The organism is Nonomuraea diastatica (assembly GCF_004349015.1).
In the GTDB taxonomy this organism is placed as follows: Bacteria; Actinomycetota; Actinomycetes; order Streptosporangiales; family Streptosporangiaceae; genus Nonomuraea; species Nonomuraea diastatica.
In genome coordinates this window covers 1-11,591 of the sequence record NZ_SMKP01000261.1, presented here as the reverse complement: position 1 = coordinate 11,591, position 11,591 = coordinate 1, and the positions used below count along the sequence as shown (strand labels likewise).

Genomic DNA, 11,591 nt, shown 5'->3' with positions numbered 1-11,591 from the left:
TGGCGACGCCGCGGGGTCGGTGGTCAGGGAATCATGGTGGCGATGTGAAGATCACCCGAGGTGATGTTGCAACCAGCGGCCACGGCGAAAATGTGACCGTTGTTGTCGAAGACCCTCGCCCCGCTCCACGAACCATCCGTACGCCGGAGATTGTGAAAAGCACGCCCGGCCGACAACGTGATCTGGTGAAGACCCTGCGGCCCGGCAGCCGCGCTCACCGCACTCACCGGCCCATGATCACTGACACGGGCGCCGGTCCACGAACCGTTGGCATGCCGGGTGTTGAGATGCACCTTCCCATCCCTCAACGTGAGCTGATGCAGCTGGTTACTCATCCCCGCCGCCGCGGCAATAGTTTGGACCGGCCCCTGATCAGTGACCTTCGCACCATCCCACACACCGTTCGGATGACGAATGTTGACAAACACCCGCCCATCCCTGAGCGTCATCTGAAAGAAGAATCCATTCGGCGCCACAGCAGCCGCGATCGCACTGACCGGCCCCTGATCCGAAACCCTCGCCCCGCTCCACGCCCCAGCCGCGTTCCGAATGTTCAGATGAACCCGCCCACCGGCCAACGTCATCTGATACAGCTCACCATCAGGACCAGCCGCCGCCGCCACAGCACCAACCGGCCCCTGATCAGTGATCCGCACACCCGTCCACGACCCATCAGGACGACGAGTGTTCAAATGAACCCGACCACCCGCCAACGTGAACTGATGCAACGAACCGTCCGGACCACCCGCATAAGCCACACTGCCGACCGGACCCTGATCAGACAACCTCGCACCCGTCCACGCACCAGAAGCCGCCCGCAGATTCCAGAACACCCGCCCCATACGAGGCCCGGACGACTCTCCCCACAGTTTAGTGGCGATACGGATGCCGTCCGCGGCTTCCGGCTGATAGCGCTCCGGGTGGGCGGACCGCTGCACCGCCTGGCAGACCTCGCCGATCGGGCGGGTGGCCCAGGACCCGTCGGGATACACATCGAGCATGGCGCCGAGGAAGGCGTTGGTCGCCCAGACCGGATTGGTGCGCTGGGCGAAGCTGCCCCAGGAGTCGACCTGCTGGAAGAGACCGACGCTGCTGCTGTGCCCGTAGTCGAGGTTGCGGATGGACGACTCCACGATCGTGGTCGTGATAGCGATCGATGCCGCCCGCAGGCTCAGGTTGCGGGATTTCGTGGTCTGGACAATGACCCGGGCGCACGCGATGTTTCCCGCCCATATCGCTCCGCGCATCCTGCCGGTCAACAGCCCGGTGAGCTCCGCAGCGATGGCGCCGTCGGCGTGGGTCGCGCCACCCGGACAGCCAAGGTCGGTGTCGGCGTGCGCGGGTAATGCGTGTACGCCGCCTAAGCACGTGACCAGAACGGCTAACAGCAGCACGAGCCGCGATCCGAGAGATTTCTTATGAGGCATGACGTCGTTCTCCTGTGGAGGTATGAGAAGGTTCCGCTTCAGAGCGAGCCGAGCCGGCGGCGTCGCGGTCCGGCCTTGCCTCCGGGATGGCGACGCCGCGGGGTCGGTGGTCAGGGAATCATGGTGGCGATGTGAAGATCACCCGAGGTGATGTTGCAACCAGCGGCCACGGCGAAAATGTGACCGTTGTTGTCGAAGACCCTCGCCCCGCTCCACGAACCATCCGTACGCCGGAGATTGTGAAAAGCACGCCCGGCCGACAACGTGATCTGGTGAAGACCCTGCGGCCCGGCAGCCGCGCTCACCGCACTCACCGGCCCATGATCACTGACACGGGCGCCGGTCCACGAACCGTTGGCATGCCGGGTGTTGAGATGCACCTTCCCATCCCTCAACGTGAGCTGATGCAGCTGGTTACTCATCCCCGCCGCCGCGGCAATAGTTTGGACCGGCCCCTGATCAGTGACCTTCGCACCATCCCACACACCGTTCGGATGACGAATGTTGACAAACACCCGCCCATCCCTGAGCGTCATCTGAAAGAAGAATCCATTCGGCGCCACAGCAGCCGCGATCGCACTGACCGGCCCCTGATCCGAAACCCTCGCCCCGCTCCACGCCCCAGCCGCGTTCCGAATGTTCAGATGAACCCGCCCACCGGCCAACGTCATCTGATACAGCTCACCATCAGGACCAGCCGCCGCCGCCACAGCACCAACCGGCCCCTGATCAGTGATCCGCACACCCGTCCACGACCCATCAGGACGACGAGTGTTCAAATGAACCCGACCACCCGCCAACGTGAACTGATGCAACGAACCGTCCGGACCACCCGCATAAGCCACACTGCCGACCGGACCCTGATCAGACAACCTCGCACCCGTCCACGCACCAGAAGCCGCCCGCAGATTCCAGAACACCCGCCCCACACGAGGCCCGGAAGGGTGCCACCAGGAGGTTTCCCGTCTGGCCCCAGGCCAGCCGAAACTGAAATGGATATGGTCGGTGTGCGGGCTGGCGCCGTTGTAGGCGGCCCATGTTCCGTCCTGCCAGATGCGCCGGTTCCAGATGATGTACATGATTCCCAGACGGCGCGCCATCGCGTTCCGGTTTCCGTACTGGTCGGTCGCGAGTAACCAGTTCAGCAGGTCGTTGGCCTGCGCGTTCTGGGGTGGATCTGCGGCGTTGAAGTGGTAGTCCAGCGCCCTGCCTTCCTTGTGTTCACTGGTTCCGCCGGAGTTGCAGTCCCGGCTGATGCCGGAAGTGTGCGTGCCGTAGGTGCGGTCCAGCAGGTCGCGGAAATCCAGCACGCCGGGCTTCGCGGTGGGATCGCATGTCGTCTGGTATTGGTGCGGAGCGTACCCTTCGATGGCCGGACCGAATTGGGGAGTAGGAGGGGCTGCATGGGCGGCGAGCGGCGTCGCGACGAGAGCCGTCATGGCGGCCGCCAGTGCGAGCGCGGCCGCCATAACTAATCTGGCGACCCTTCTGATGTGATTCCTCACGCACGAGAAATTCATTCTCGTCCCTTTCCATGAAGTACTGCCCGGAGAGCGAGACGGATTTCGACGCGAGTGCCGGCTATTTCCTTGACCAGATATCGCATGCCCGAGCCGATATCTTTCCTGCCTCGCCCACGAAATTCTCGGCTTCCGTGCCACAACAGTCCAGGGCCGATAGCGGACGTTTACCGGGCATAACCTGCCGCCCAGGCCGTGCGCCGATTTCGGTGATTCTTCGCCGCGCGCAGGCGAACTCGCAAATGTCGGCGCCGGCGTGGCCGGTGAACAGCCAGGATCTCGGCATACTCGATCATTGTCCGGTCAATGTCCGGATTCCGCCCTGGACTACCGGCCATTCAGGATGGATATTACTGATCGGCCTCGTTCGTGGAGCCCGCATGCGTTCGGGATTCCGGCGCGCCGAGTGGCGTCGATGTGATCGGGGTCTCCAGCCGACCGTTGCGATCCAAGCCCCCTTCACCTGCCCAGGAGAGAAGATGCTGCGTAAGTTGTTCGCGTGCGTCGCCGCGATGGCCGCCATGCTGCTGTGGGCCACGCCGGCAGAGGCTCACCAGGCGAGCTCCGCCTTGGCCAGCCAGGTCATCCGCAATAAGTCGTCGAGACTGTGCCTGGTCGCCCGGGGGACACACGGAGCTCCGATCGTACAGACGACCTGCGACGATCACTTCGCCGACCAGAAGTGGATCCTCCGTCATCCCTGGGGAACGAGCGACTCCCGGATCCAGATCGTGAACGTGCACAAGAACCTCTGCCTGGTGGCTCGGGGTGCCACCGAGTCCGACGTCACGCTCGCCAACTGCAACGCCACTTGGGCCGATCAGATATGGATCAGCAGAGGCTGGGCCCATGTCGACTATGAGCGGTTCACCAATGTCAACTCGGGACTGTGCCTGGCCGCGCGGGCGGGGCAGCGCGCGATCCAGACGCGTTGCGGTTCCTGGGGCGATCAGCTTTGGTTTCCCTGGTGACGTGGCGCGTTCACTCGTGTCATGCGGGTTGACGTGATCCGAGAGATGCCGGGCCGTGGCTTTCCCGGTTACGCTCCGCGGCACCACACTTGTAAAAACTCATACAGAAACGAGATATGCGTAGTGCTGCTCCGAAAACGGCCACGCCGCGGCCGGCGCAGTCGCGTTTCCTCTCCCCGCGTGACTGCGCCGGCCACGGCAGTCACACGGCCGGGACGGCCGCCGGAGTGCCGGTCGACGCGAGCATTGCGGGCACACCGATCGGGCAGGTCTCGGGCATGGCGCCCGCCGCCCGCCTGGCGATATACAAGGCCGTCTGGCACGTCGCGCCCGGTGTCGGAGCGGGCGGCACGACCAACCTGCTCAAAGCCATCGACGATGCGGTGACCTATGGCGTCGATGTCATCAACTTCTCCATCGGCGACGGCTTCGACGAGATCGACCCGACAGACACATCGCGTTCTTCAACGCCGCGGCGGCAGTGCCATGTGGACGCTCTCGACTCTAGCAAGGTGACCGGGAAGGTCGTGCTCTGCCGGCGTGGTGAGAACGCCAAGGCAGAGAAGAGCTAGGCCGTCAAGGAAGCCGGTGGTGTCGGCATGATCATGTACAACACCACAATGGCCGAGTCCCTGAACACGGAATACCTGCGGTTCCGACCATCCATACCAGCTCTGCCGCGGGAACCGCGATCAAGACCTACGTCGACGGAGACGGCATCGCGACCGCGGCCCTGTCGCGATGACGCAGCGGTCGCAGCGCGCACCCGGTGTGGCGTCCTCATCTTCGGCAGGCCCGTCCTCGACCAGCCGAGGCGACCTGCTCAAGCCGGATGTCCTGGCGCCCGGCGTGGACATCGTCGCCGCGGTGCCGCCGTTGTCCAATCCGGCGAACTCGTCGTACGGACTCAAGAGCGGCACCTCGATGGCAAGCCCGCACCTCGCCGGCATCGCCGCCCTGCTCTTGCAGAAGAACCCGGCATAGTCGCCCTCCGCCATCAAATCCGCGATCATGACCACGGCCTGCCAGGCCGGCATCGAGGGTGAGCCGATACGCCGGCTGAGTGACGGCTCCCGTGCGACCCCTTCGCGATGGGCGCGGGCCATGTTCGTCCGGAGGGCCTTTCGACCCAGGATTGGTGTACGAGTCGCGGCAGGTCGACTTACACCGCTACAGTTGCGGCCTCGGCGTGGACCTGACCGTGCCGGCCGGCACCAGGCTGGCCCGCGTCGCCACCCGCGACGGCGCGTTCGCCGGTGCTTCGCAAGGTCTCACCTCCGACGAGGACGTTCTCCTGCCGGGAGAGGGCACCTTCGACGTCTACGTCGTGCAGTGGGGCCTCCCCGCAGGAAGCGACGGAACCGATGTACGTACGCCTACGCGGTGACAGAGGCCACCGGGAATCTGTCGGTGACCCCGTCGGAAACGCAGGTGACGCCGGGTGCCCCGGTGACGGTGACCGTCGGCTGGACCGGCGTGCCGTCCGGCCGTCGATAGCGACGGCCGGGTCGTCAGAGCTTGTCCTGTCGGTAAGGGCAGCTCGGCCGGGTCATGGCCGGCCGGTCCCTGCTGGAGGTAGCCGGAGGGACCGTCCAGGGTCCAGCCCCGCTCGTTCTGCAGAATGGAGTCCTGGTGCGCAGTGATGGCGATGCGCCACTTCGGCTTCTTCCTGAAGTGGAAGCGCCAGAGCCGCTTGGCCGGGTTGCCCTGCGCGCCAGCTACCCGCACCCGAACCCCACGAACTACCAAGAAACTGCCGATCTACGACTGAGGGGTCAGTGCGTGCTCCCGCAGGCCCGACCTATCGACTTCCACGACCCTGACGGTTTGTCCCATCCCTGGGCACAGACTGTCCCCACGCCCCGTCCGCCGTACCAGATGGTCCGTTTATGCGCTGGCCAGATGGTGTCGTCGCTAGACTTGGACAGCCCCGGGCCCCGAAAGTCGAAATGCCCTCGGATATGTGTGCCACCAGCGGCAGAAGGACGGTACCAGGCACGTACCGAGTAGCGTCCCTGACTGAACCCTTCCACCTCAATGCAGACATAATTATCGCAGTATGTCCTAATTCCCATGGTGTGCGCGGTGGTCGCAACCTCGGCCGAGGCAACCGGCTCGGTGGCGATGGCGCCACCCGCGAGCGCCGGGCCTCCGCTAATGACGATACATCCGGCCGCTGTGGCAACAGCCGCGAGCTTCGACAGTTTCCGCAGGGTGAGCATGTCGTGGTTCTCCTTTGTCGCTCTTTTGAGAATCCTACTTGAGCACGATGGCGGTATTATCGGCCTTTAGTTCGATTCATGCACGCTTGCCCAAGGAACCCTAAAGTCGAGCAAGGGGCATGAGTAGATAACCTAGCGGCGGTGTTCGGGATAGCCATAGCATTCGCCGATATCCAGCACATTTTTCTGACACCGCATGTTGAACGGTGCAGACCGAGCAGGTCAGTAAGCTGCGATTGTTCCGAAGCCACAAGGCGGCGCGGCGCCCAGCTGAACCCGGATGAGTCGCACCTGGCGGAATTCGGCCGGTATAGTTCCGCGACCTACGCACAACACCTTACTTACCCCAGTCTGGTTGATCAGGAGGGCCTGACAGCCGGGACTCGGCTGATTGTCCAACTTGTCGATCTGGACCAACTGCGCGGGATTGCCTTGGAGGCTGGCGGGTGACGTAGAGGATCGTCCGATTGGTGGATCCGCTACTCAATGTCAACCGTCCACTGGCGGCATGCGCGTTGCCTGTCGCACCTGCGATGGTCAAGCAGTTCACGGCGAACTCCGGCGGCGATTGCACTAATTTGGTAAACGCATGGTGCAAGTCTCTTCGCTGGAAGGGTGCCAAGTCCAGGGCAGAGATCAGACATAGATCGGACATTTTTCCGGCTACAGTACAGTGAACCTTTTCCAACCTCCCCTACGGATACCCCGGGTAACAGCGTGATCGCGATGCCGGCGTTCGGCCGGTGACATGAAGAAGCTCCTGGTAGACGGGTTGATCACCACAATCCGCACCATCACACCAGGAGCTTCAGGTGCTGTTCTACCGTGCTGCCGTCGATTTGTCGCATCAGACCCTGAACTACGTCGCCGGGGTGATCCGGCGCCATCGTAAGGCGATCAGGTCGGTCTGGCGGCGGCTGAACCCCGGTCAGCAGGCCCTGCTCGTGCTGGTCTACCTGCGTAAAGGCGAGACCTACACCGAACTTGGGGCCGGCTTCGGAGTCTCGACGGCCACCGCGTGGCGGTATGTGGAGGAGACGGTCAAGCTGTTGTCGGCGCGCTCACCCAAGCTCAGGCAGGCGTTACGGAAGGCCAAGCGCGACGGGCTGCATTACCTGGTGCTGGACGGCACGCTGATCCGCACCGACCGGATCAAGGCCGACCGGCCCTACTTCTCCGGCAAGCATCGCGTGCATGGGATGAACGTGCAGGTCATCGCCTCACCGGACGGGACGATCCTGTGGACCTCTGGAGCACTGCCGGGCAAGACGCACGACCTGAGTGCTGCCCGGATCTGGGGCATCTTGCGCGCCCTGGAGGAAGCCGGAATCATCGCCCTCGCCGACAAGGCGTATCAGGGAGCCGAGGGCCCGGTCCTCACCCCGTACAAGGGCGACCCTGCTGGCTAACTCGCGGCCTGCGTGGTGTGGTTCGTGATCTGCTGGGTCAGGTGGATCACGAAGGGCAGCCGTTGTTCCCTTATCCCGGCTGTGTTTGGGGTGGTTTGGTGTCTGTGCAGCCATGTCCGTGGCCGGAGCCGTCGCCGTTGGTGGCGGAGGCGATCCGAGCGATGTATCGGGGGCGGCGGGAGATGCCGTTACCGGTTCGGGTGCGGGATGAGCTGGGTGAGTTGTTCGCTGATGAGCAGTTCGTGGTCGCGTTCGGGACGGAGGGGCGGCCGGGCTGGTCTCCGGGTCGTCTGGCGTTGATCACGGTGCTGCAGCGGGTGGAGAACTTGACTGATCGGCGGGCGGCTGAAGCGGTCCGGACGGATCTGTCGTGGAAGTACGCGCTGGGGTTGGAGCTGGACGATCCGGGGTTCGACGCGAGTGTGCTGAGTGAGTTCCGGTCCCGGGTGATCGCCCATGGGCTGGAGGAGCGGGTCCTGGACCTGCTGCTGGAGACGCTGCAGGCCAAGGGATTGGTGAAAGCAGGCGGGAAACAGCGCACCGATGCCACGCATGTGATCTCGGCGGTGCGGGACCTCAACCGGGTGGAGCTGGCCGGCGAATGCGTACGGGCCGCTCTGGAAGCCCTCGCCGCAGCCGCGCCCGGTTGGGTGGAACAGGTGCTGGAGGTGCCGGACTGGGCGGATCGGTATCAGGCACGAGTCGACTCCTGGCGGCTGCCGGCCTCCAAGACCGCGCAGGAGCAGCTCGCGCGGGCCTACGGCGCTGACGGGTACGCGCTCTGCGCGGCTCTCTACGCGCCGTTCTCCCCTGCCTGGCTGCGGGAACTGCCCGCGGTGCAGGCGCTGCGCGTGATGTTGATCCAGAACTTCGTCCGAACCGTTGATGCCCGCGGGCGGGAGGTGGTCGAACGGCGGCGGCCCCTGCGCGACGGCGGAGCGGGGCTGCCGCCCGGCAGACACCGGCTGGCCTCGCCCTACGACCCAGACACCCGCTGGTCGGCCAAAGCCGACGTGTTCTGGAACGGCTACAAGGTGCACATCAGCGAAACCTGCGACACAAGCGGGAACGGCGCGGACGGCGACGCGAGCTCGCCGCCGAATCTGATCACAAACGTGGCGACGACCGACGCGACCGTCGCGGACATGGCCATGACGGCCTCGATCCATCAAGGACTCCAGCGGCGGGATCTGCTTCCGGCCGAGCACTATGTCGATTCTGGGTACGCCACGGCCGAGCTGATCGTTTCAGCCCGTGATCTTTACGGGCTGGCCCTGGTCGCACCGGTGCGGTTCGACTCCTCGCCCCAGGCCCGCGCCGTCACCGGATACGGTCGGGCCGCGTTCACCATCGACTGGGACGCCAAGCAGGCCACCTGCCCCCAAGGACAGACCAGCATCTCCTGGACCCCCGCCATCCAGCGCGGCCTGGATACCATCGTGGTCAGATTCTCGGCCAAGACCTGCACGCCCTGTCCCGCCAGGACCGCATGCACCCGCAGCACCAGCGGCCGACGTCAGATCACTCTGCGCCATACCCAAGCCCAGCAACAAGCCCTCGACACCGCCCGTGTCCGGCAGAGCAGCCAGGACTGGCAGCACAAGTACAAGATCCGCGCCGGAGTAGAGGGCACGATCCGGCAAGCCGTCGCCATCACCGGCATCCGCCGAGCCCGCTATCGCGGACTCCGCAAGGTCCACCTCGAACACGTCATCTCAGCTACTGCTCTCAATCTCACCCGGCTCGATGCCTGGTGGAACGGACATCCCCTCGACCGCACTCGTACTAGCCACCTCGCCCGGCTCGACCAGACCCTCGCCGTCTGAACCCGAGTTAGCCAGCAGGGTCAAGGGCAAGGACAAGCCGGAGTCACAGAAGCAGGCCAACCGCTCGCACGCCAGGTTGCGCGGACCCGGGGAACGCGCGAATGCGCAGCTGAAGAGCTGGAAGATCCTCCGGAAGCTACGCTGCAGCCCCAGCAAGGCCGGCCACCTCTGCAAGGCCATCGCCGTTCTTCAAAACCACCGCGTTGCACAGGCCGCATAGAGGGTGAAAAGAGTTCAGTAGGAGGTGAGCTGGACCGGCCGACCCGCCAATTTCGCCACGATCTCGGTCCTGGTCTCCGGCAACCTGCCGACCGGCGGCTGGACCGGCGGCGCACCGAGTATCGCAGTCAGCGCCAACGAAACCCCTGCATTCGCGATCATTTCGACTCCCGGAACAAACCAATCAACTGAACACTTCAGAACCGAGGCTAGTGAGCATCTTGCCAGCATGACGACTGACTTCTCCGGAGCTACAACCCGCCTCCACGGGCATCAGAGCCCCTTCCTCTGGGCCCAAGAATTGCTGCTCTTGTCCCAGCCCTGGCTGGGTGGTATCGGTTCCCGGTCTCATATCAGCTTAATCACCGATTCAGGGGTGCGGCCGGTTCTCCAGGCAACGCCCTTCCCGAGGTCTTTTCTGGAATCGGCCCAAGTCGGCGATACTCGGCGAGGTGTCAAACCGCTGCTGAGGGCATCCCGTACGGACGTCCTCAGCAGCGCACGCAGTCGCCCACCCCGAACTGATCGCTGCCCTGGGAACGCCGGCCCCCATGAACTTCGCGCCCCCAGCCGCCCCGAACTGGACCGGCCTGCTGGCGCTCGCTGTGGCGATGGGGGCAGTTGTGCTCATAGGCGTCACATGGAAGAGCAGGAGGGCTCGGGCAGCAGTCGTTGCGGCTTGGTCAGAGCGTCAGTGACATGGGTGGCCCGCCATCGCTCTCCGGCCCGATCTGCTCGTGTACCGCCACCCTACAAGATTCCCCATCGGTGAGAGTCGGCCACCACCGGCCTCACCTTTCGATGTCGGTGGCGCCGAGGGACGTGGAGGGGCAATCTCTGTCTCCTTGTCGTCAACAGGGTATGGCACCGGCGGAGTCGGGCGTGGGGCGGCCCATGGGGTTGAGCACGCCGTCCACGCCCAGCAGGAGCAGGGGCTTCACTTGGCCCCCGCTGCCGTCGCTGACCGGTGTCCCTGCGGGCTGACGCCGCGCACGCGTTTGAAGGCTGCGCTGAGCGCGAACGGGCTGCCGTACCCGACCTTCCTGGCCACCGAGCCGATCGTGGCGTCCGGCTCGCGCAGCAGGTCGGCGGCCAGGGCCAGGCGCCAGTCGGTGAGGAAGGACATCGGCGGCTCGCCGACCAGCTCGGTGAAGCGCCTGGCTAGCGCTGCCCTGGAGACGCCCACCTCGGTTGCCAGCGCGGCGACCGTCCACGGGTGGGCCGGGTTATTGTGCAGCATGCGCATGGCCTTGCCGACCACCGGGTCGCTCATCGCTTGGTACCAGCCGGGCGCCTCGTTCGTGGCGAAGTGGGCCCGCAGGACGGCGATGAGCAGCAGGTCGAGCAGCCGGTCGAGGACCGCTTCCTGGCCCGGTTCGTCCTTGACGATCTCCGCGCCGAGCAGCGAGATGATCGGGCCGCCCGGCTGCACGATGAGCTGGGGCAGCGCTTCGAGCAGCCGCCGGCTGACCTCGCCCTCCAGGTTGTAGGTGCCGGTGAGCAGCACGGTGCCGCCGTCGGCGCTGTTGCCCCACGTACGCAGGCTCAGGTCGAGGGTCTGGTACAGGACCTCGCCGTCGAGCGTGGTGCAGTGCTGGCCGGGGTGGATGACGACCTGCGGCTTGGTGCCGGGCTCGTCGGCCACCGTGTACGGCTCCGGCCCCCGCGCGATGGCCACCTGGCCGGGCTCCAGCCGTACGGGCTCGCCGTCGTCGAACCTGATCCACGACTCGCCCTGCACCTGCGCGATCACCGACAGCGGGGCCTCGTCCTGGATGCGCAGCGACCAGGGCGGATCCAGGAGCGAGCGGAGCAGGAAGGCGCCGTGGGCTCTCGGGCCGTCGAGTAGCGCCGTGAGCTGGTCCATAGGCTAGACGATCGCATATGGGATTGCGATTCTCAACTATGGAGAGTCTTATCGGTATCGGGGCTTACTAGATGCATGACGACTTTGGTGCTCGGCGGCACCGGCAAGACCGGCCGCCGCATTGCTGACC

The 11,591-nt window shown here is 65.0% G+C and carries 8 protein-coding genes and 2 pseudogenes; 7 read left to right on the top strand and 3 right to left on the bottom strand.

Annotation, left to right across the window (positions count from 1 at the left end):
* Positions 1–23 precede the first annotated feature (23 nt).
* Both E1294_RS48075 and E1294_RS48070 read right to left on the bottom strand, forming a co-directional pair.
* Complete coding sequence (locus E1294_RS48075) at positions 24–1,394, bottom strand: hypothetical protein (RefSeq protein ID WP_132518848.1); 1,371 nt, start codon at positions 1,392–1,394, stop codon at positions 24–26.
* Positions 1,395–1,537: 143 nt separating this feature from the next.
* Complete coding sequence (locus E1294_RS48070; RefSeq protein ID WP_132518846.1) at positions 1,538–2,896, bottom strand: VldE C-terminal domain-containing protein; 1,359 nt, start codon at positions 2,894–2,896, stop codon at positions 1,538–1,540.
* A 65-nt stretch (positions 2,897–2,961) separates the two neighbouring features.
* On the opposite strand from E1294_RS48070, the gene E1294_RS48065 reads away from it, so the two are divergent.
* The 7 genes and pseudogenes from E1294_RS48065 to E1294_RS48035 form a co-directional block, all read left to right on the top strand.
* Entirely contained in the window at positions 2,962–3,918 is a 957-nt protein-coding gene (locus E1294_RS48065) for an RICIN domain-containing protein (RefSeq protein WP_132518844.1), read from the top strand.
* Positions 3,919–4,034: 116 nt separating this feature from the next.
* Positions 4,035–4,490 (top strand): S8 family serine peptidase, encoded by a 456-nt coding sequence (locus E1294_RS48060; protein WP_132518842.1) that lies wholly within the window; start codon positions 4,035–4,037, stop codon positions 4,488–4,490.
* A gap of 169 nt (positions 4,491–4,659) precedes the next feature.
* Positions 4,660–4,902 (top strand): S8 family serine peptidase, encoded by a 243-nt coding sequence (locus E1294_RS48055; RefSeq protein WP_132518840.1) that lies wholly within the window; start codon positions 4,660–4,662, stop codon positions 4,900–4,902.
* A 154-nt stretch (positions 4,903–5,056) separates the two neighbouring features.
* Positions 5,057–5,305 (top strand): hypothetical protein, encoded by a 249-nt coding sequence (locus E1294_RS48050; RefSeq protein ID WP_132518838.1) that lies wholly within the window; start codon positions 5,057–5,059, stop codon positions 5,303–5,305.
* 1,647 nt (positions 5,306–6,952) lie between these two features.
* Positions 6,953–7,534: pseudogene (locus E1294_RS48045) on the top strand (transposase family protein); the annotation flags it as partial.
* 197 nt (positions 7,535–7,731) lie between these two features.
* Positions 7,732–9,375 carry an IS1182 family transposase gene (locus E1294_RS48040; protein ID WP_220448370.1) on the top strand — a complete coding sequence of 548 codons (1,644 nt, stop codon included), beginning with the start codon at positions 7,732–7,734 and terminating at the stop codon, positions 9,373–9,375.
* 22 nt (positions 9,376–9,397) lie between these two features.
* Positions 9,398–9,595 (top strand): annotated as a pseudogene (locus E1294_RS48035) (transposase family protein); the annotation flags it as partial.
* 936 nt (positions 9,596–10,531) lie between these two features.
* Here the strand turns inward: E1294_RS48035 and E1294_RS48030 are convergent.
* A complete protein-coding gene (locus tag E1294_RS48030; RefSeq protein ID WP_132518836.1) occupies positions 10,532–11,461 on the bottom strand; it encodes an AraC family transcriptional regulator in 930 nt (309 codons plus the stop codon).
* Positions 11,462–11,591 lie beyond the last annotated feature (130 nt).